This is a genomic window from Embleya sp. NBC_00896 (assembly GCF_045207785.1).
In the GTDB taxonomy this organism is placed as follows: Bacteria; Actinomycetota; Actinomycetes; order Streptomycetales; family Streptomycetaceae; genus Embleya.
This window is the reverse complement of the sequence record NZ_CP108777.1, coordinates 497,121-516,969: the sequence shown is the minus strand read 5'-3', so window position 1 is coordinate 516,969 and position 19,849 is coordinate 497,121. Positions and strand designations below refer to the sequence as shown.

The following is a 19,849-nucleotide window of genomic DNA, read 5'->3' as shown; positions in this document are numbered from 1 at the left end:
CCACGCGGCGCGCCTACCCACGGCATCGTACGGAGGCGAAATCGCCGCCACTTCAGGGAAACGCCTCAGTTCGGCGCACGGATGCCGACGGGCCCGGATCGGTCGCATGCCCTCTGGGTCTGCATGAACTTGTGCGCCTCGTCGTCATCGCAGGGCCGTTCCCCTTCGGCCCGGCGTTGGTGCTCAGTTGGTTTGGATGAGGAGTCCGTTGACGAGGGTGCGGAGTCCTTGGGGGTAGGTGTTTTGGGCGGCGAGTGTGGGCCATTGGTGGGCGAGGGCGGCGAGGTGGGGTACGCGGGTGGCGTCGAAGGTTTTGCGGTGGGTGGGTGGTTCGTTGTGGGTGTGGTGGTGGGCGGTGTGGGCGCGGACGAGGATTTCGCCGACGGTGTAGTACCAGATGGTGCGGAAGACGTGGACGGTTTGTTCGGGTGTGCATCCGTGGTCGTGGGCCGCGGCGAGGATGGTTTCGACGGTCCATAGCGCGGATTCGTCGAGGAGGCCGACGAATCCGTCGGTCGAGAGGATTTCCGCGGCCCATGGCCAGGCGGCGAGGGCGTCGTGCATGGCGGTGGCGGCGGTGATGATGCGTTCTTGTGGGTCGGTGGGCAGTGGGGGGTGTTCGATCTCGGCGATGTAGTGGTTGAGCAGGAGGATGAGCAGGTCGTCCTTGCCGCGGATGTGGTGGTAGAGGGTGGTGGCCCCGATGCCGGTCTCGGCGGCGAGGCGGCGGATGGTGAGCTTCTCCCAGCCGTCGCGGTCGATGAGCCGGCGGGCCGCGGTGAGGATCTGCGCGCGGGAGGTCAGGGGCGGCCGGCCGGTACGGCCGTGGGACGCGGGCGATGCGGGCGGTGCGGGCGGTGGGGGCATCGCCCCATCATGCCGCCCCGCGCTCCCTCCCTCCCGCTCCCGCCCTCCAGCCGTCCCGCCGTACTGGACCCGGTGAACGAGGCAGCCGTCCACGAGGGCATCGAGCGCCTGACGGCGGGCCGGACGGTGGTGATGGTGGCGCATCGGATGCGGACCGTCCGACGCGCCGATCGCGTCGTCTTTCTGGACGGCGGCCGGATCGTGGAGGAGGGCAGCCACGACGAACTGCTGTGCCACGGCGGTCGCTACGCCGACTTCTGGAATATTTCCCTGACGGGGGCAGCGAGTGAATGAGTCGGTATGTCGTTTGTCGGCCGCGATCACGAACAGCGTGCCGTGTTGGGCCGACAGCGTGTCGACGGCCGACTCCAGCGGGTCGCTCTGCGGGGGCGTCCGGGCCGCCCAGGCGCAGGTTCACGATGTCGGCGCCGGGTCGTTCCAGCGGATCCGGTGTGCGTGGCGGGCTCCGAACCATCGGTGGGCGAGCCGGACGGCGGGCGGGAACAGCCTGCGGATCGACTGCTTCCGATCGGGCGGGGCGCCGTCGACGAGCCAGGCGCACAGCGCCACCCCGCTTGTGAGTCCGAGGGGGTGGCGCTGGGCGGTGTCGAAGTCTGCCCATTCGCGGGCGGTGATGCGGGTCGCGAGGAGTGGCAGGACGACCGACCGCTGGTAGTCGAGGTATTCGGTCAGGGCGGCGTCCAGGCAAGCCGTGTACTCGGCCGTGCGGCTCGCGGGCCCGCGGCCGGACAGGCAGTCGTCGACGGTCTCCGCGAGCAGGGTGAGACGGCGGCGCTTGCGCTCCATCTCGGCCGCCGTGCGCGCGTGGTCGGGGCCGGGTAGGTCCTTGCCGCGCAGGACGGGCGACAGCACGGCGGTGTCGGCGTCGAGGTGGGTGGTGAGGCGGCGGTGGAAGTCGACCCAGGCCGGCGTGGTCACCGGAAAACAGGTTCGCGACCAGGCAACGAGTCGGCGCAGGTCTCTGCGCAGTGCGTCGTGGACGGCGTGGACCAACAGGAGATCGATCCGTGGATCACGGGCCGCCCGGTTGTCGCGGGGACGGCTGGGCGCGGTCGAGCGCATGTCGGGTCCTCCCGGGTGGGCGTTCACGTGTCCGGCCGGTGCTCGATGGAGATCTCGCCGTGGTGATTCGGGGCGGCCGGGACTGCTGCCGGGTCCCGCGCGACCCGCGCGGCCGACGGGTTGCGGACCTGGTCCGCGAAGTACCAGCGGGACAAGCGGACCCGCAGCCGCTGCGAGGGTTTGGCCATGCGGATCACCCCGTTGTCGTCCACGGGCGGTTCGAGTTCCAAGGGCTCGTACTGCTCGTGCGCGGTGAGGATGTGGCGTGCCGCCGGATCCAGAGGTTCGTGGAGTTCGACGAATCCGCCGTTCGGGAGCCTCTTGATCACTCCGGTCTCTCGGCCGTGCACGACCTTGTCGCGGTCGCGGAGTTGCAGCCCCTTGCACCAGCGCACGGTGACCTTGTAGGCGATCACCGGCGCGATGAAGAAGGCGAACCGTCCCACCCACGTGATCGTGTTGATCGACAGATGGAAGTGTGTGGCGATGATGTCGTTGCTGCCGCACACCCACAGCACACCGTAGGCCACGATCCAGGCGACCCCGAGTCCGGTGCGGACCGGCATGTTGCGCGGCCTGTCCAGGAGATGGTGTTCGCGCTTGTCGCCGGTGACCCACGCCTCGATCCACGGGTACGCGCCGAGCGCGGTGAACAGGATGCCGGGGACGATCACGGACGGGAGCAGCACGTTGAAGCTGATGGTGTGGCCCCAGGCGGTCCATTCCCAGTTCGGCATGATGCGCAGGGCTCCCTCCAGGAAGCCGATGTACCAGTCCGGTTGGGATCCCGCCGTGATCTGTCCGGGGTTGTACGGCCCGTACGCCCAGATCGGATTGATCTGGGCGAGGCCGCCGAGCAGCGCGGTGACACCGAAGACGATGAAGAAGAAGCCGCCCGCCTTGGCCACGTAGACCGGCATGAACGGCTGGCCGACGACGTTGTCCTCGGTGCGCCCGGGGCCGGGGAACTGTGTGTGCTTGTGGTAGAAGACGAGGATGAGGTGGACCGTCACCAGGGCCACCATGATCGCGGGCACCAGCAGCACATGCAGGGTGAACAGGCGCGGAATGGCGTCGTCGCCGGGGAACTCCCCTCCGAAGAGGAAGAATTGGAGGTAGGTGCCGACCACGGGGATCCCCAGGACGACACCGTCGGCGACGCGCAGACCGGTCCCCGAGAGCAGGTCGTCCGGGAGGGAGTAGCCGGCGAAGCCGTTGAGCATCGCCAGCACCAGCAGGAGGAATCCGAACAGCCAGTTGACCTCGCGCGGCTTGCGGAACGAACCGGTGAAGAAGTGCCGGAACATGTGCACGAACAATGCCGCGATGAAGATCAGCGCCGCCCAGTGATGGATCTGACGGATCATCAGACCACCGCGGACATCGAAGCTGATCTCCAGTGTCGAGGCGTACGCCGCCGACATGTGAACACCCTGCAGCGGCACGTACGAGCCGTCGTAGACGACCTCCTGCATGCTCGGCTGAAAGAAGAAGGTCAGGAAGACACCGGTCAGCAGCAGCGTGACGAAGCTGTAGAGCGCGATCTCGCCGAGCATGAAGGACCAGTGGTCCGGAAAAACCTTCCGGATGTACTTTCCACCGAGCCGGTAGATCCCCAATCTCTCGTCGACCGCGTCGGCGCGGCGCACGGCCTTGTTGTCCGGAACGGATATGTCGGCGGGCTCAGTGTTCTTGCCGACCGTGCGCGTCGATGCTTTTGCGTTCATGCGAGGTCCCTTCGCCGAAAGATCCCTTGACCACGCCGGATGGGTCACGTGGGAGGTGTGGATCCGCCGGAGGATCAGGGGTGTGCGAGCACCGGCTCGGCGGTCTCGACGGCCTCGGCGCTTTCGATGCTTTCGGCAGTCTTCGCGGTCTCGGTGTTCTCGGCGACGGCTTGGTGGTTGGGGCGCGGGGTGTTCATCAGGACGGCGACGATCAGCGCGCCGACCAGGATGATCCCCGCGGCCCAGGCGCTCGCCGTCCCGAAGCCTTCCACCACTGCCCGCTTGGCGATGGCCGGGCTCCTGCCGTGCGAGTCCAGGTAGTCCGCGGTCGTGCCGGCGGCGATGGTGTTGAGCAGTGCGATGCCGATCGAGCCGCCGATCTGCTGCGCGGTGTTGACTCCGGCCGAGGCCACGCCCGAGTCGCCCGGGTCGACGCCGTGGGTGGCGTAGTTGAGGGCCGCCGGCATGATCATGCCCGCCCCGAAGCCGAGGAGGAGTTGCGCGACCAGCACGCCGCGGGCGTACGCGGTGCCGGTCTCCAGGGTGACCATCCACAGCATGCCGAAGGAACTGATGAGCATGCCGGGTACGATCAGCGCCCGCGGCGCGAGTTTGGGCAGCAGCCGGGTGGTGAGCCCGCCGGCCGACAGCAGGACCGCCGCGGTCATGGGAAGGAACGCCGCGCCCGTCTTGATCGGCGAGTATCCCTTGACGACCTGCATGTAGTAGGTCATGAAGAGGAACGCCCCGAACATTCCGATGACGGCCAGGCCCACGGCCAGATAGGCGCCGCCGCGGGTGCGGTTGGCGATCACCCGCAGCGGCAGCAGCGGCTGCGGCACCCGGCTCTCGACGAAGGCGAACGCGGCGAGCAGCGCCGCGCCGGCGGTCAGCAGGCCGATGACCTTCGCCGAGTCCCAACCGGCGGACTCGGCCTGGCTGGTGGCGTATACGAGCGCGACCAGCCCGCCGGTCACCAGCAGCACGCCGGGGATGTCGAACCGGGCCTTGCCCGCGTGCCGCGACTCGGCCAGCAGCGCGTACCCGCCGATCGCCGCGATCAGGGCGATCGGGATGTTGACGTACAGGCACCAGCGCCAGTCCAGGTATTCGGTCAGCGCCCCGCCGGCAAGCAGCCCTATCGCGCCGCCCGCGGCGCTGATGGCGCCCCAGATCCCAAACGCCTTGGCGCGGTCCTTCGGCTGGGTGAACATCACGGTCAGCAGCGACAGCGCGGACGGCCCGAGCAGCGCGCCGAACCCGCCCTGTAGGACACGGGCGATCAGCAGCATCTCGAAGTTGCCCGCCGCGCCGCCGAGCGCCGACGCGCCGGCGAAGCCGAACAGCGCGATCAGGAAGGTTCGCTTGCGGCCGGTGTAGTCGGCGATCCGGCCGCCGAGCAACAGCAGGCTGCCGAATGCCAGCGTGTACGCGGTGATGATCCACTGCCGGTCGCCGTCGGAGATCCCCAGGTCCCCCTGGAGCGACGGCAGCGCGATGTTCACGACGGTGGCGTCCAGAACGATCATGATCTGGGCCAACCCGATGAAGAACAGCGCGGCCCATCGGCGCGAAGTGACCGGCGGAGCCTGCGCCTTCGTGGTTGCCATGACTTCGTCCTCACTCATGGTGCTGCATGCCGCACGGGTCGTTCGCGCGGCAACCTGACGCACAAGGGACACCGGCGATCCGATCCCTGTGACAGCGCGGTGATGTGACGTGCGCCACCGCTGCCGCCACCGCTACCGCTACCGCTACCGACGGGAATCCGCCCATCAGGCGTCGGGACCCGGCTTCGAGCTCGGATGGGCACATAGGTGGCCCGACAGTCCGCTTGGTGGCGGAGGCGGGAGAACCCGGCGTCTCTACGCTTCCTGCCGGCCACACTCGGTGACCGGAAGCCCTCGCGCGCCGACGCGCCAAGGAGAGGAATCGACGATAGGGCGGGTACGGGTCGGCAACGTTTTCATGGCTGCTCCCTTCATCCTCCACGCGCTCTCGGATCGGCCTCGTTACAACTCGGCTATTCCGGGCAGCTACGCAGTAGCGGCCGTTCACCGATCGGTGTGCTCAGAGGTGGCAGCGATGCACGGGCCTCCGCTCCCCAGGCGGGAAAAGCAGCGCCGGGGAGAGACCGAGAACGACCTGCGGGTGCGCGCCGAGCTTGATCGCGAGGCGAGTTCGATGCACCTCGCCCGACCGCGACCGGCGGGTCGCGTGTGGCACGCCCTGGAGAGCATCCCTGTCGATGTGCCCGTCCTTCTCGTGATGTGCCGGAGGTGAGCGCGATGACAAAGCCGCTCGGGATCGCACAACAGTTGATCGCCTCACACCTGGTCGACGGCTCGATGGTTCCAGGTACGGAAATCGCGCTACGGATCGACCAGACCCTGTGCCAGGACGCCACCGGCACGTTGGTGATGCAGGAACTCGAAGCGCTCGGCCTGGACCGGGTGCGTACCGAATTGAGCGCACAGTACGTCGACCACAACATCGTGCAGGCGGACGAACGCAACGCCGAGGACCACCTGTTCCTGCGCTCCGCCGCCCAGCGGTTCGGGCTGTGGTACTCCAAGCCCGGCAACGGCGTCTCGCACCCGATCCACATGCAGCGCTTCGGCGTGCCGGGCCGGACCCTGCTCGGCTCCGACTCGCACACCTGCGCCGGCGGCGCACTGGGCATGCTTGCCATCGGCACCGGTGGCCTGGACGTCGCACTCGCGATGGCCGGGGAGCCCTTCCACCTCACCATGCCGCAGATCTGGGGGATCCGCCTGGAGCGGGAGTTGGCGGACTGGATCAGCGCCAAGGACGTGATCCTGGAACTGCTCCGCCGCCACGGCGTCAAGGGCGCACGCGACCGGATCCTGGAGTATCACGGCCCGGGGCTCGCCTGCCTGACCGCCATGGACCGCCACGTCATCGCCAACATGGGTGCCGAACTCGGCGCCACCGCGAGCGTGTTCCCCGCCGACGACGCCGTCCGCGGCTTCCTGCGCGCGGAAGGCCGCGAAGACGACTTCCGGCCGATCGCGGCAGAGCCCGGTGCCCACTACGACCTCACCGACCGGATCGATCTGGACACCGTCGAATCGATGGTCGCCATGCCGACCTCGCCGGGCAACGTGGTCCCGGTCCGCCAAGTCGCCGGTACCCCGATCGGGCAAGTCGTCGTCGGCTCGTCCGCCAACCCGGGACTGCGCGACTTCGCCGTCTGCGCCGCGATGGTGAAGGGCCGCCAGACCTCGGCCGAGGTGAGTTTCGACGTCAACCCCAGCTCACGCGAGGTCCTCCAGGATCTGCTGCACATGGGAGCCGCGTTCGACCTCATCACCGCCGGAGCGCGGATCCACCAGGCGGGCTGCCTCGGCTGCATCGGCATGGGCCAGGCTCCCGCGAGCGGACAGCACTCCCTGCGCACGTTCCCGCGCAACTTCCCGGGCCGCTCCGGGACCCTGGACGACTCGGTATGGCTGTGCTCCCCCGAGACCGCCGCCGCCTCCGCCTTGACCGGCGTGATCACCGACCCGCGGGCCTGGGCGCGGGACGAAGGCGTCACCCTGCCGCTCTTGAACCTCCCCGAGCACGCCTCGGTCAACCAGGCGATGCTGGAGGCACCGCTGCCGCCCGAGCAGGCCAAGGCGATCGAGCTGGTACGCGGCCCCAACATCTCGGCGCTGCCCACCCTCGACGCCCTGCCGGACGAACTTCGCGTCGCCGTCCTGCTCAAGACGGGCGACGACGTCTCCACCGACGAGATCAGCCCGGCAGGCACACAAGCCCTGCCGTACCGCTCCAACCTGCCTCGCCTCGCCGACTTCACGCTCACCCGGATCGACCCCACCTACCCCGACCGCGCCCGCCGGGCCGGTCCGCACCTCATCGTCGCCGGCGACAACTACGGTCAGGGTTCCTCGCGCGAACACGCCGCCATCACCCCGCGTTTGCTCGGCCTGCGCGCCGTCCTGGCCAAGTCGTACGCGCGCATCCATTGGCAGAACCTGGCCAACTTCGGCGTGTTGCCACTGGAGTTCACCGACCCCACCGACTACGAACGCATCGACCAAGGCGACCGGCTGCTCCTGACCGGGCTGCGCTCGATCCTGACCGCCGACGGCTCCGAAGCGAAGCCGACCGTTCACAACACCACCAAGAACGAGGACTACCAGGTCACCCACCGGCTCTCGCCACGTCAGCGCACGACTGTCCTCGCCGGCGGCGTGATTGCCGCGTTGGCCGCGTCCGCAGACTCCTGACCGGTCGCCGGCTTCCTTGTCGTCGGCGGTCGTAGGGACAGGCGTAGCGTTGACAGGGCGCCGCACCTACCAGAACGGAGGTGAGTGTCGTGATCATCATCGGACTCCTCCTCGGGGCGGCGAGTGCCGCCTTCGCGGCCCTGCTGATCGCGTACAACACCACCGGGGGCCCCGAGTACACCGTGAGCATGTTCGACCGTGACATGGCCACCCTCGATACGCTCTCGGCATTCCTGGCCGGCCTCGCCCTCGCCCTGCTCTTCTGCGCGGCGCTGGCCATGGTCGCCGCCGGGGCGCGGAGGCGCCGCCATATCGACCCGGGCCGCGCCGCGGACCGCCGCCTGAGCGAGCGCGCGGCCCGACACGCCGCCGCACACGAATGGCAGGCCGACCCCACCGGGCAGCTCCAGCGCAGCGACATCCACCGAGACCCGCCACCCCCGCCGGCACCGCCAGAGCCGCCGAGCGGGACGGCACACAATCGCTGACAGCGGTTTGTTGCCCCCGAGTACTGCGGGCCGACGGTGGCGTATTCCACCGTGCTAGCGTCGGCGGGACCAGGCCCGAGTAGATCGCTCAGAGCGCCACGGACTCCGGGATCGAGCTGGACGACGAGGCCGCCGAGCGCATCGACCGCATCCTTGAGCCGATCATCGGGCGCGACCGCCGTAAGGCTCCCGCGCAACCGATCGACTACCGCAGCCGACAGGACAACAGAGCACCCGTGAACTCCACGTTGATTCGCTTGATCGAGCCCTCCGACGGCCCCGCACTCGCCGGCCTGCACTCCCGGGACAAGCAGGCGTATGCGCGCTGGCTGCCCGCGAGGCCCGCAGAGTTCTACACGCCCGAAGGGCAAGCCTCGGTCATCGAATCCCTTCTGGCCTCCCATGGCCAGGGGCTCGCGTGGCCCGGCGTCGTGGTCTCCGACGAGACCGTCATCGGGCAAGTCAACATCAGCTCGATCCTGCGCGGCCCGTTCCAGAAGGGATTCCTCGGCTACTGGGTCTCTTCTCTCCACCAGGGACTCGGGCATACGAGCCGTGCCGTCGGCCTCGCGCTGCGGATCGCCGAAGACGAGCTGAATCTGCATCGACTGGAGGCACACACCCAACTGGAGAACGTCGCGTCCCAGGCGATCCTCCGCAAGCACGGATTCAGTTCATGGGGCATCGCCCACGACCACTTCTACGCCGACGGCGCATGGCACGATGAAGTGTTCTGGGAAAGGAAACTGGCCGGCAGGCCCGCCTCCTAGTGCCGCGCCCGGCAACGTTCACCCCGTCGCGGTGTCCGGTGCGGTGCCTCGGCGTGGCGCCGGAACGTTCTCGTACTGGAGTACTTGGACGTTTCGGTGGTGCGGCGAGGGGCCGTGCCGGGCGCCGCGACGGGGTGAACGTTGCCGGGCGCGGCACTAGCCTCGTGACCAGCGCGGATGATGTCTCTCTCGTGGGCTGCCACGAAGACGCCGACCGCGGCCTCTGGCCGGTCGGCCGGCAGCTACAAGCCCGTGACCTGCGCGTTTGAGCGCCAGGGTCGGTTCAGAAGTTGATCAGGGCGGTGAGTCGACCGTCACCGGGTGTAGCTGCGGATGCGGTAGCGCAGGCCGGACGTCGAGGACTGCCAGCCCGTGTCCTCGGCGACTTTCCACGTCGGGTCCGGTGTCGGGGCGTAGGTGTCGCCGTCCACCGTCGAGTCGACTTCAGTCACCGAGAGCGTCGTGGCGTATGCCAGGGCGGCACGATAGATTTCCCCGCCGCCGATCACCCATGCCTCAGCAGGGGCGGCCGGCTCCAACGGCTCGGCGGCGAGTTCCAGAGCCTGTGCGATGGACCCGGCACGTTCCGCGCCTTCGGCCACCCATTGTGGATCGCGAGTCACCACGATGTTGCGCCTGCCGGGCAGCGGGCGGAATCGCGGAGGCAGCGAATCCCATGTTTTGCGCCCCATCACCACTGGATGACCGAGGGTGGTTGCCTTGAAGTGCGCCATGTCCTCAGGCAGTCGCCACGGAATCGCGTTGTCCGCGCCGATCACGCCATCGAGGGTCTGCGCCCAGATCAGCCCGACGTTCACACCGCGACCGGGGCTTTGATGGCCGGGTGGTGCTGGTAGTCGAGCACCTCCACATCGGCGTAGGCGTAGTCGAACAGCGAGTCGGCTTGGCGCAGACGCAGCTCGGGAAACTCGAACGGGGTGCGCGAGAGCTGCTCGGTGACCTGCTCGACGTGATTGTCGTAGACGTGGCAGTCGCCGCCGGTCCAGATGAAGTCGCCCGGCTTGAGGCCGGCCTGCTGCGCCACCATGTGCGTGAGCAGGGCGTAGCTGGCGATGTTGAACGGGACGCCGAGGAACAGGTCCGCGCTGCGCTGGTACAGCTGGCAGGAGAGCTTGCCGTCGGCGACGTAGAACTGGAAGAACGCGTGACACGGCGCGAGTGCCATCTTGCTCAGCTCGGCGACGTTCCACGCGGAGACGATCATCCGGCGGGAGTCCGGGTCGCGGCGCAGAGTGTCGAGAACGTCGCTGATCTGGTCGATGTGCTTGCCGTCCGGGGTGGGCCAGGAGCGCCACTGCGCGCCGTAAACCGGGCCGAGTTCGCCGTTCGCGTCGGCCCATTCGTCCCAGATGGTGACGCCGTGCTCATGCAGCCAGCCGACGTTCGAGTCGCCACGCAGGAACCACAGCAGTTCGTACACGATGGACCTGAGGTGCACCTTTTTGGTGGTGACCAGCGGGAACCCCTGCGAGAGGTCGTAGCGCAGTTGGTGCCCGAAGACACTTCGGGTACCGGTGCCCGTCCGGTCGGCTTTGGCCGTCCCGGAGGTGAGCACCAGCTTCAACAGGTCTTCGTACTGGGTATCCGCCACAGCCGTCGAGTCTACTGGCCACCTACCCCGGACACCGCACGCGTGGCCGCCGGGGCCGACGTCGCTTCGAAGTCAGCGCCGCGATCCCGTGGCCCGCCGCACGGAACGAGGTCAGGAAGAGTCGCTGTCGCCGGGAGCTTCGCCCCCGGCGGACGGCATCGCGGGCGGGAGGAGCGGTGCCGACATCGAGCCGCCCGTCGTGGTCGTGCTCCCGGGCAGGCTGTCGACGTGGATCGACCCGGGGAACGAGTCGCTGCCGGTTGTTGTGTTTCCGCCGGAGGGGTCGGCCGGAGGGTTCCCAGCGGGGGGTACGCCCGTCGGCAACGGCGGGGGGCCGAGTTCCGTGAAGTCGGCGGGGTCCGGTGCGGGGACCGTCTCGCCCGGGCGCGGCGGCGTGGTGACCGCGTCGCTCGTGGTCTTGACGATGACGGAGCCGTCGGCGGCGTACACGGTGACCTTGATCCGGTCGGCCATGTTGTAGCCGCCCGGCCACGGGACCGGCGGGACGTAGAAGATCGACCAGTCGGGGCTTCCCGGCAGCGTCACCACGAGTGCGTCGAACGTGCGCCCGTGGAGTTCGATGCGCGCGCCCGCGGCGGGTTGTGTCCCGAAATAGTAGCCGCCGAGCAGGAGTGACTCGCCGTCGTATCGCTCCTGCGCGTAGGCCCGGATGTCCGTCTTGGGTCGGCGCAGGTCCACGACCATGGTGGGGCCGCCCTCACGCTTGATCGTGGCCCGCTCCGCGCCCATCCGCAGCGTGTATCCGTTCCCGACGTCCAGGCCCTCGCCTACCTGGAGCACGTGCGGAGGGGTCAGTACCGGCGGCAGGGACGACACCGTCCGGGTCGGCCGCGCGGGGTCGGATGCGCTCGATCCGGGGATCCCGACCAGGACGACGGCGGCGCCGACGAGAAGGCCGGCGGCGGATACCGTCCATGCCCGGCGCCTGCGCGTACGCAGGTTGCGGCCGCGGGCCATCACCCGTTCCACCGGTGCGGGACGAACGTGGTCGTCGGGGGCGGCGGTGCGCAACGCGTCGCGCAGCAGCGCCTCGTCCGTTGTCATCATGCGGTGACCGCTTTCGAAGTGTCGGATGCCTCTGGGGGGTTCGGGGTGCTCGGCGGACGGGAGCGGCCCGGCCGCGGGGAACTCGGGGGCTCCGGACGGCTGCGGGTGACCGCGGAGTCGTGGGGTTTCGCGCACTCGGCGGCCGGGGGCCCCGGGGTCTCGTCATCGAGGGGCGGCGACGCAGGAGCGGTGGGAGCCTGGGCGCTCGTCAGGGCGCCGTCGACGCGCAACTTCGCGAGTGCGCGGGCGACCTGGCTTCGTACGGTCGTCGCCTTGGTGCCGAGCACCTCGGCCGCCTGGGCGTGGCTCATGTCCTCGAAATAGCAGAGCACGATGACCGTGCGCTGCCGTCTGGGCAGCCGGGCGAGTGCCTCCACCAGGATGCTGCGGGTTTCGATCCGGCCGGTGCCGTCGACGGTGGCACGGTCGGGTATGTGGGCGGTGAGCAACTCGCGCAGCCTCGTGCGGCGAAGCCTGTCCGCGTTGGTGTGGACGAGGATCCGCCACATGTACGCGTCGGGGTTGTCGCTGTTGTCGACCCGCTCCCACTTCGCGTACGCCCGGGCGAACGCGGCCTGCGTGAGGTCCTCCGCGTCGTGGTGGTTGCCGGTGAGCAGGTAGGCCGCACGCAGCAGGCGTGACCACCGACTGGTCATGAACCCCCGGAAGTCGTCATCGACCTCCTGCCCCGTCCGCTGCCTCATCGGCCACCCGCCGGCCCCCGCAATGTGGTGCTGCCCGGTCCCGTCATCGGTTCCCCCTGCCGTCACGTGGCCGCGGGCCGCCGGTGCGAGGGCGACCACGTCCGTGTGGATGTGTCTACGCCCATATGACGGGCCGTCGCGCGCGAAGTGCTGCTCGCCCGGCGGGAATTCTTCGACGCGCCGCTGATCTCCGGCACGATCGGCCCGGCGAACCCCGACGACGTCCGACGCAGCCGGAGTCACCCCGCGGACGCGCCCCCTCGTGCGTCGGGGGCGAAGCGAGACGACACCGGTGCCCGGCGCAACCGTGCCGGTTCGGCACGAGGATCGCCCACCACCCCGGGCGAGCGCGACCCCGTGGGCCTCGTCAGCCTCGCCGAGCCCTCTCCTTCGGGTCGCGCCGCCGGGGTGCGGCGTCGGTGGGCAAGGACGACGATGGATGGGTAGGCCGCGGCGCGATCATCAGCTCTGGGGGGCCTGGAGATCGGCATGCGTATTCACAAGGTCCGACCCGACATCAGCGTGTTGAGTGACAGCCTCGAAGTGCCCGGCATCGGGCATCTCCCGGTGAACGCGTTCGTGCTGCTCGCCGCCGAACCCGTCGTCGTCGACACCGGCCTCGGCTTGCCCGACCGGAACTTCCTGGAGACGGTCGGGTCCGTGGTGGATCCCGCGGACGTGCGGTGGATCTGGCTCACCCACCCCGACCGGGATCACACGGGCGGGATCTTCGATCTATTGGCCGCGGCACCCCGGGCACGTCTCGTGACCACGTTCCTGGCCGTCGGGATCATGTCCTGTGAGCGGCCTCTGCCGCTGGATCGCGTGTACCTGCTCAACCCGGGGCAGACCCTGGACGTCGGCGACCGCACCCTCACCGGGTTCCGGCCGCCGCTGTTCGACAACCCGGCCACGGTCGGCTTCTTCGACGACCGGTCGGGGGTGTGCTTCAGCTCCGACTGCTTCGGAGGGCCGCTCACCGGCGCCGACCTGGCGGAAGGTGATGACGTCGGTGCGCTCGACCCCGAGGACCTGCGGGCCGCGCAGCTCCTCTGGGCCTCGGTCGACAGTCCGTGGGTGCAGAACGTGGACGTCGGGAGATTCCTCGACAGTTTCCGGCCGCTGCGGGACAGGGAGCCCGAGTTGATCCTCTCGACACACCTGCCACCGGCCCAGGGGATCACCGGTTCGATGATCGACACCCTGAGCTCGGCGGCCGGGTCGTCCCCGTTCGTGGGCCCGGACCAGGCCGCGCTGGAGCAGATGCTGGCCGGCTTCGAGCCGAGCGGCGGCGGACACGGCGGTGGACACTAGCTCCCGAAGCCTGGCCGCGGCCAACCTGCGCAGCGGTGCACGGCTTGGACAGGTCGCCGCTGAAACCGCCCGTCAGCGTGTCGGGCCGACCACCGGTGCCCATTCGCGGATGCCTGCGACCGTGACACCCGGCGTGCGGTAGTACGGATCGGCGTCGAGGATGTCCTCCAGCTCCGCGCGCTCCGTATCGAATACCAGCAGCGCGCCCGAGTCGTCCGCCCAGGGACCCGCCGCGAGCAGGCGCCCCTCCTCGTGCAGCCGGGCGAGGAACGACCGGTGCGCCGGACGTGCGGCGAGGCGTTCCGGGGAAGCGGTGAAGGCCAACTCGAGGATCATCATGCGGCCGACGGTACGGTCTGCCGATGGGAAGTTCAGTATCAGCCGATACATCGGCGGCATGGCGGGCGCTGGCCGCCGTGCCCCTGTTCGCCGCGCTGCCCGAGGATCGGCTGCGCGCGCTGTGGTTCGACTCGCTACCGCGCCGCCACCGCGCGGGAGAGGTGATCCGCAGGACCGGCGATCCGGCCGAGCATCTCCTTCTGCTGCTGCGCGGCCGGGTGTCCGCCGCCACCACCACGGCGGGCGGTCGGGTCGTGCGCTTCGGCGACTGGACGGGACCGTGCGCGCTGGACAAGGTCGCCGTGATCGATGGTCGTGGGCACACGGCCACCCTCACCGCGGCCTCCCAATGCTCCGTGCGCAGTCTCCCGCGGACCCGATTCGAGGAACTGGTCGACGACGTGCCGGCAGTGCGTCGGCACGTATTGCGCCTGCTCGCCGAGCACGCCCGGCATCAACAGGAGCGGTTCGCCGACGCCGCCACGCTGCCCGTCGAGGCCAGGCCGGCGACCTGGCTGTTGACGCAGGCGGCGGCATCCGGCCAAGCCCGGGCCGAGCTGCCGGGCACGCAACAGGATCTGGCCGACCTGCTCGGGACGACCCGGGTGACGGTCAACCGCCTGCTCGCCCGGTTGCGCCGCGACGGTTTGGTCGAGGTCACGCGCCGGAGCGTCGCCGTGCTCGCACCGGAGCTTCTCGCTCTGCGCGCGACCGCCCCCGCGTCGTTCGGGGAAACCCGGGGCCCGGTCGAGCGTTGAGACGGTCGGCGCCCGAGCGGCGGTCCCGAAGTCCAGCCACGAACGTGCGCGGAGCCGCGCCGCTCAATCGGCGTCGCCGGGTGGGCCGAGGACGCGGTTCACGGCGTCGCGGACGATGTCGCGCATGGCGTTGGCATCGTCCAGGTAGCAGCCGACCGCCAGGCCGTCGCGCAGCAGCATGAGTATGTCGGCGGTCGACCGGGGGCGGGTGTCGCCCGCGGCGGACAGCAGGTCCGTCAGCATCGCGCGGAACCAGGCGCGGTGGTCGAGGACCGCCTTGCGTACCGGGTGGGCGGCTTCCGGGAATTCGGCGGCGGCGTTGATGAACGGGCAACCCCGGAAGCCGGGTTCGCGGCCGATCTCGCTCATCAGGTCGAAGAGCCGCAGCAGGACGTCGCGCGGCGGCACGTCGGCCGAGGCCGCCAACATCGCCGTGGCCGCTTGGCGCTGCGAGCGGTACTGCTCCTCCAGGTACGCGTAGACCAGCTCGTCCTTGGACGGGAAGTGCTTGTAGAACGTCGCCTTCGCCACGCCGGCCTCGGCGATGATCCGGTCGACGCCCACGGCGTGCACGCCCTGCGCGTAGAAGAGCGTGGTGGCGGTGTCGAGGACGCGGCGGCGGGCCGGACTCTCGTGGCGGTGCTCGGAGGCTGTCGTACTCACACCTTGACTTTACCAGACAGGTCTGTCTATATTCGGCCTCACAACCCAGACAGAAAGATCTGTCTACTACTGGAAAAGGGCGGGACCATGAGCCTCTACACCGCGATCGCGACCTCGGCCGGACGGGACGGGCGGGCGGTCAGCTCCGACGGGCAGCTGGACGTCAAGCTGGGCATGCAGAAGGAGCTCGGCGGGGACGGCGTCGGGACCAACCCCGAGCAGCTGTTCGCCGCCGGGTACGCGGCGTGTTTCGCGAGCGCGATGCAACTCGTGGCGAAGCGCCAGAAGGTGGACGCGGCGGACGCCTCGGTGACGGCCGAGGTCGACCTGAACGCGAACGGCGAGGGCGGCTTCGGCCTGAGCGTGACCCTGCGCGTGGAACTGCCGGAGCACCTGTCCGCGGAGCAGGGCCGCGCGCTGATCGAGGCCACCCACCAGGTCTGCCCGTACTCGAACGCGACCTGGGGCAACATCCCGGTGGAACTCGTCGCCGAGTAGCCGATCGGGTAGGCAGTAGCTGATCGGGCGGGCAGTAGCCGATCGGGAGAGCAGTAGCCGATCGGGTAGGCAACGGAAACCCCCGACCGCTCGGTCGGGGGTTCTCGGCCGTGGGCTCCCGCAACTCCGGCGACGTCGTCGGCGCGGGCGCGAGGTTCGGTGGATTTTGCCGAAGCGGCAACAGGGCTCGCGGTGATCGCGTCGCCGCCCGCATGATCTGGGCAACCGATCCTGACGCACGACGGGTCGAGAACCTGGAGGACTCATGTCGCAGCAGGTCGCGGACGCCACCCACCGGCTGGTCCCCTCGCCCGCCGGCCGGACCCACCTGGTTGAGCAGGGCAGCGGGCCGCTGGTGTTGCTCGTGCACGGCTTTCCCGAGTCCTGGTACTCCTGGCGCCACCAACTGCCGGCACTGGCCGCGGCCGGGTACCGCGCGGTCGCCATCGACGTTCGCGGCTACGGCCGTTCCTCCCGGCCCGCCGGCACGGACGCGTACCGGATGCTCGAACTCGTGGAGGACAACGCCGCGGTGGTGCGGGCCCTGGGCGAGGAGTCCGCGGTGATCGTCGGGCACGACTGGGGGGCGACGATCGCCGCCAACTCCGCGCTGGTCAGGCCGGACGTCTTCCGCGCGGTGGGGCTGCTCAGCGTCCCCTACGCCCCGCGCGGCGGGCCCAGGCCCAGCGAGGTCTTCGCGCGCATCGGCGGGGAAGAGGAGTTCTACGTCTCGTACTTCCAGGAGCCCGGTCGCGCCGAGGCCGAGATCGAGCCCGACGTGCGCGGCTGGCTCGCGGGCTTCTACGCCGCCCTGTCCGCCGACACCATGCCCGCACCCGGCGCACCCGACCCGCACTTCGTCGGCCGCGGCGGCTCGCTGCGGGAGCGCTTCCCCGTCGGCCGGCTGCCCGCCTGGCTCGGTGAAAGCGAACTCGACGTGTACGCGGGGGAGTTCGAGCGCACCGGCCTGAGCGGGGCGCTGAACCGCTATCGGAACATGGACCGGGACTGGGAAGACCTCGCGGACTTCGACGGCGCCCCGATCCGCCGGCCGTCGCTGTTCGTCGGCGGCGGCCTGGACGCCTCGACCACGTGGCTGGCCGACGCGATCGCGGCGTACCCCACCACACTGCCCGGCCTGGTCTCCTCCCACATCCTCGACGGCTGCGGCCACTGGATCCAGCAGGAGCGCCCCGCCGATGTCAACCGTCTCCTGACCGACTGGCTCGCCTCCCTGCCGGCGTGAGGGGGGCCGCCGTCAGCGGGCGCCGCGACGGCCTGGGCCCGGCCGCGCGGGGAGGGGTCGGCGCAGGACACGACCCGCGCCGTGCCGGTTGGCCCCGACGGCCGGTCCGGCGCGCTGCCCGACCCCGACGACGCCCACACGCAGCTCGCTCCTCAGTGGCCGAGGCCGGCGCGCAGGGAGGGCTGGAGCAGGTCCCCGTGGGCTCGCGCCATGTCGTCGCACAGTTCCCAGATGCGCTCCACCGGCAGCGCGGCGGCGGTGGCCGGGTCGGCCATGGCGGCGTGTCGCACGTGCCGGGGGTCGTCCTCGAGGGCGGCCCGCACGACCAGGTCGTTCACGCTCAGGTAGGCGCGGTTGAGCGCGGCGCACTGCGGGGGCAGGGCGCCCACGCGGGTGGGCTGTACGCCCAACGCGTCGACCAGGCAGGGCACTTCGACGACTCCGTCGGCGGGGAGGTTGTCGATCAGACCGTGGTTGGGGACGTTGCCGTAGACCGTGCGCGGTGTCCCGGTGACGATGCTGTGGATGATCTGGGGCGCGTACTCCATGGTGGACTCGACCGGAACGGGTTCCCCGGCGGCGAGGGCGCGGCGGGTCTCCTCGTACGCGGCCGTGTTCTCGTCGACGATGCCGAGGTAGGCCCCGATCGGCAGGCGCAGCCGGGTGATCTCGCTGTCGTGGCCCAGGTACCAGGGGACGTATTCACTGGAGTGCTCGCTGGTCTCGGTGGGGTAGTAGCCCAGCCGGCGGTACATGTCCACGCGGACGCGGCGGCGCAGTTGGGCGTCCTCGGCGATGAGGGCGTCGAGTTGCGGGTACAGGTTCCTGCCCTCGTGTTCGAAGCGCAGCACCCAGGCCTGGTGGTTGACGCCGGCGGCGCGGTAGTCGACCTCCTCGTAGGGGACGCCGACCAGCTCCGACAGACCCCGCATGGTCCAGTACACGGAGTGGCACAGCCCCACCACGCGGGTCAGTCCGGTGGCGCGGGCGAGGTAGCCGACGTTCATCGCCATCGGGTTGGTGTAGTTGAGCAGCCAGGCGTCGGGGCAGACGGCGGCGATGTCCTCGCCGAGGGCTTTGAGGACCGGGAAGGTGCGCAGGGCCCGGAAGATGCCGCCGATGCCGAGGGTGTCCCCGATGGTCTGGCGCACACCGTAGCGGGCGGGGACCTCGAAGTCGGTCCGGGTGGCCTCGCGCATGCCGACCTGGACGATGTTGATGACGAAGTGGGCGCCGGCGAGCGCCTCGCGGCGGTCGGCGTGCGTGGTGATGCGGGGGTTCGCGCCGCGTTCGTCGGCGATCAGGCGGGCCGCGCCGCGCGCGGTGGCCAGCCGTTCCGCGTCGATGTCGTGCAGGGCGATGTGCGCGTCCTTGAGCTCCGGGAAGGCGAAGAGGTCGGCCAACAGCCCTTGGGTGAACACGACGCTGCCGGCGCCGACGAATACGATCCTCGTGGGGGTCATCACTGGTTCTTTCCGTTGCGGGCGACGGCTGCGAGAGCCTCGTCCCAGGTGGGTTGGGCCGGGGTGCCGCCATGGGCGCGGGTGGACAGGGCGCCGCACGCGGCGGCGAGTTCGAGGGCTCGGTCGGGCGGTTCGCCGGCGAGCAGGGCGGCGATGTAGCCGGCGTCGAAGCTGTCGCCGGCGCCGACCGTGTCGAGCGGCCGGGCGGGGATGCCCCGGGTGCGCAGGACGGCGGCGCCGTCGTGGGCGAAGGCGCCCGCGTCGCCGTTCTTGACCACCACGAGCGGTCCGTGGGCGGCGAGCCGGGCGGCGGCCTGCTCCGGGGTGGCGGTGGGGAGTCGGGCCAGGGCGAGGGCCTCCTGCGCGTTGGGCAGCAGGATGTCGACGGCGCGCAGGACGGCGGGGAGCCCGACGGGGTCCCATCGCCCGGCGGGGTCGTCGTTGGTGTCCAGGGAGGTGGTGGCGCCGTGCGCGCGGGCGGTGCGCAGGAGGTCGGGGAGGGCTTCGGCGAGTTTGGGCAGCAGGAAGTAGGACGCGGTGTGCACGTGCCTGCTGCGGGTGAGCAATTCCTCGGGGACGTCGTCGGGTCCGGTGGCGGCGAGGGTGCCGGACGCGGTGACGATGGCGCGGTCGCCGCCGCGGCGGGTGAGCACGGTGGTCAGCGGTGTCGACAGGTTCGGGTCGACACGCAGCGCGGTGGTGTCCACGCCCCGGGCGTCCAGCGCGGCGCGGACGAAGCGGCCCGCGTCGTCGTCGCCGACGCGGCCGGCGATGGCGACGTCGAGGCCCAGGCGTGCCGCGCCGCAGGCGGTGATGGCGGCGGATCCGCCGAGGGTGAGCAGGCCGGTGGGGACGAGGTGTTCGCGTTGCCCGAAGGCCAACGGCTCGTCGAGGGGACCGAGTACGACATCGGGGTTGGCGTCGCCGATGACGAGGAGGTCGAAGGTGTGCGGCATCGAACTTCCCGGGTGCGGGCGGATGGGGCGGGTGGGC

At 70.2% G+C, this 19,849-nt stretch carries 19 protein-coding genes and 1 pseudogene; 8 read left to right on the top strand and 12 right to left on the bottom strand.

Annotated elements, in window-relative coordinates; all coding sequences use genetic code 11:
• Positions 1-183: 183 nt before the first annotated feature.
• Complete coding sequence (locus OG928_RS35510; protein ID WP_331766107.1) at positions 184-867, bottom strand: TetR/AcrR family transcriptional regulator; 684 nt, start codon at positions 865-867, stop codon at positions 184-186.
• Between the two features lie 57 nt (positions 868-924).
• On the opposite strand from OG928_RS35510, the pseudogene OG928_RS35505 reads away from it, so the two are divergent.
• Positions 925-1,161: pseudogene (locus OG928_RS35505) on the top strand (ABC transporter ATP-binding protein); the annotation flags it as partial.
• 120 nt (positions 1,162-1,281) lie between these two features.
• Here the strand turns inward: OG928_RS35505 and OG928_RS35500 are convergent.
• The 3 genes from OG928_RS35500 to OG928_RS35490 form a co-directional block, all read right to left on the bottom strand.
• Entirely contained in the window at positions 1,282-1,950 is a 669-nt protein-coding gene (locus OG928_RS35500) for a hypothetical protein (RefSeq protein WP_331766106.1), read from the bottom strand.
• Between the two features lie 23 nt (positions 1,951-1,973).
• Positions 1,974-3,677 (bottom strand): ubiquinol-cytochrome c reductase cytochrome b subunit, encoded by a 1,704-nt coding sequence (locus OG928_RS35495; RefSeq protein ID WP_331766105.1) that lies wholly within the window; start codon positions 3,675-3,677, stop codon positions 1,974-1,976.
• Positions 3,678-3,751: 74 nt separating this feature from the next.
• Positions 3,752-5,287, bottom strand: a complete 1,536-nt coding sequence (locus OG928_RS35490; protein WP_331766104.1) for an MFS transporter — start codon at positions 5,285-5,287, stop codon at positions 3,752-3,754.
• Positions 5,288-5,965: 678 nt separating this feature from the next.
• Between OG928_RS35490 and OG928_RS35485 the strand changes: the two genes are divergently transcribed.
• From OG928_RS35485 to OG928_RS35475, 3 genes are all read left to right on the top strand, one after another.
• The gene (locus tag OG928_RS35485; protein ID WP_331766103.1) at positions 5,966-7,933 is read left to right on the top strand and encodes an aconitate hydratase; all 1,968 of its coding nucleotides are present in this window, start codon (positions 5,966-5,968) and stop codon (positions 7,931-7,933) included.
• Between the two features lie 89 nt (positions 7,934-8,022).
• Positions 8,023-8,421 (top strand): hypothetical protein, encoded by a 399-nt coding sequence (locus tag OG928_RS35480; RefSeq protein ID WP_331766102.1) that lies wholly within the window; start codon positions 8,023-8,025, stop codon positions 8,419-8,421.
• Between the two features lie 236 nt (positions 8,422-8,657).
• Complete coding sequence (locus OG928_RS35475) at positions 8,658-9,191, top strand: GNAT family N-acetyltransferase (protein WP_406291525.1); 534 nt, start codon at positions 8,658-8,660, stop codon at positions 9,189-9,191.
• 314 nt (positions 9,192-9,505) lie between these two features.
• Here the strand turns inward: OG928_RS35475 and OG928_RS35470 are convergent, their stop codons facing one another.
• The 4 genes from OG928_RS35470 to OG928_RS35455 all read right to left on the bottom strand — a co-directional run bounded on the left by OG928_RS35470 (position 9,506) and on the right by OG928_RS35455 (position 12,575).
• Positions 9,506-10,009, bottom strand: coding sequence for a dihydrofolate reductase (locus OG928_RS35470; RefSeq protein WP_331766100.1), 504 nt, complete (start codon positions 10,007-10,009; stop codon positions 9,506-9,508).
• Positions 10,006-10,803 carry a thymidylate synthase gene (locus OG928_RS35465; protein ID WP_331766099.1) on the bottom strand — a complete coding sequence of 266 codons (798 nt, stop codon included), beginning with the start codon at positions 10,801-10,803 and terminating at the stop codon, positions 10,006-10,008. Before OG928_RS35465 ends, OG928_RS35470 begins: the two co-directional genes overlap by 4 nt.
• A 111-nt stretch (positions 10,804-10,914) precedes the next feature.
• Entirely contained in the window at positions 10,915-11,871 is a 957-nt protein-coding gene (locus tag OG928_RS35460; protein ID WP_331766098.1) for a hypothetical protein, read from the bottom strand.
• Entirely contained in the window at positions 11,868-12,575 is a 708-nt protein-coding gene (locus tag OG928_RS35455) for a SigE family RNA polymerase sigma factor (protein WP_331766097.1), read from the bottom strand. The genes OG928_RS35460 and OG928_RS35455 overlap by 4 nt, the downstream gene beginning before the upstream one ends.
• A gap of 489 nt (positions 12,576-13,064) precedes the next feature.
• Here OG928_RS35455 and OG928_RS35450 point away from each other — a divergent pair, with 489 nt between their 5' ends.
• Positions 13,065-13,889, top strand: coding sequence for an MBL fold metallo-hydrolase (locus tag OG928_RS35450; protein ID WP_331766096.1), 825 nt, complete (start codon positions 13,065-13,067; stop codon positions 13,887-13,889).
• 72 nt (positions 13,890-13,961) lie between these two features.
• Here the strand turns inward: OG928_RS35450 and OG928_RS35445 are convergent, their stop codons facing one another.
• Entirely contained in the window at positions 13,962-14,228 is a 267-nt protein-coding gene (locus OG928_RS35445) for a YciI family protein (protein WP_331766095.1), read from the bottom strand.
• Between the two features lie 23 nt (positions 14,229-14,251).
• On the opposite strand from OG928_RS35445, the gene OG928_RS35440 reads away from it, so the two are divergent.
• On the top strand, positions 14,252-14,986 hold the full coding sequence (locus OG928_RS35440) for a Crp/Fnr family transcriptional regulator (RefSeq protein WP_331766094.1): 735 nt from the start codon (positions 14,252-14,254) through the stop codon (positions 14,984-14,986).
• 63 nt (positions 14,987-15,049) lie between these two features.
• Here the strand turns inward: OG928_RS35440 and OG928_RS35435 are convergent, their stop codons facing one another.
• A complete protein-coding gene (locus tag OG928_RS35435) occupies positions 15,050-15,649 on the bottom strand; it encodes a TetR/AcrR family transcriptional regulator (RefSeq protein WP_331766093.1) in 600 nt (199 codons plus the stop codon).
• 87 nt (positions 15,650-15,736) lie between these two features.
• Here OG928_RS35435 and OG928_RS35430 point away from each other — a divergent pair, with 87 nt between their 5' ends.
• Positions 15,737-16,147 (top strand): organic hydroperoxide resistance protein, encoded by a 411-nt coding sequence (locus OG928_RS35430; protein ID WP_331766092.1) that lies wholly within the window; start codon positions 15,737-15,739, stop codon positions 16,145-16,147.
• A 265-nt stretch (positions 16,148-16,412) separates the two neighbouring features.
• Positions 16,413-17,393: an alpha/beta hydrolase gene (locus tag OG928_RS35425; protein ID WP_331766091.1), complete on the top strand. Its 981-nt coding sequence runs from the start codon at positions 16,413-16,415 to the stop codon at positions 17,391-17,393.
• Between the two features lie 152 nt (positions 17,394-17,545).
• On the opposite strand, the gene OG928_RS35420 is transcribed toward OG928_RS35425, so the two are convergent.
• Positions 17,546-18,856: an alpha-glucosidase/alpha-galactosidase gene (locus OG928_RS35420; RefSeq protein ID WP_331766090.1), complete on the bottom strand. Its 1,311-nt coding sequence runs from the start codon at positions 18,854-18,856 to the stop codon at positions 17,546-17,548.
• Entirely contained in the window at positions 18,856-19,812 is a 957-nt protein-coding gene (locus OG928_RS35415; RefSeq protein WP_331766089.1) for a carbohydrate kinase family protein, read from the bottom strand. The genes OG928_RS35420 and OG928_RS35415 overlap by 1 nt, the downstream gene beginning before the upstream one ends.
• Between the last annotated feature and the right edge of the window lie 37 nt (positions 19,813-19,849).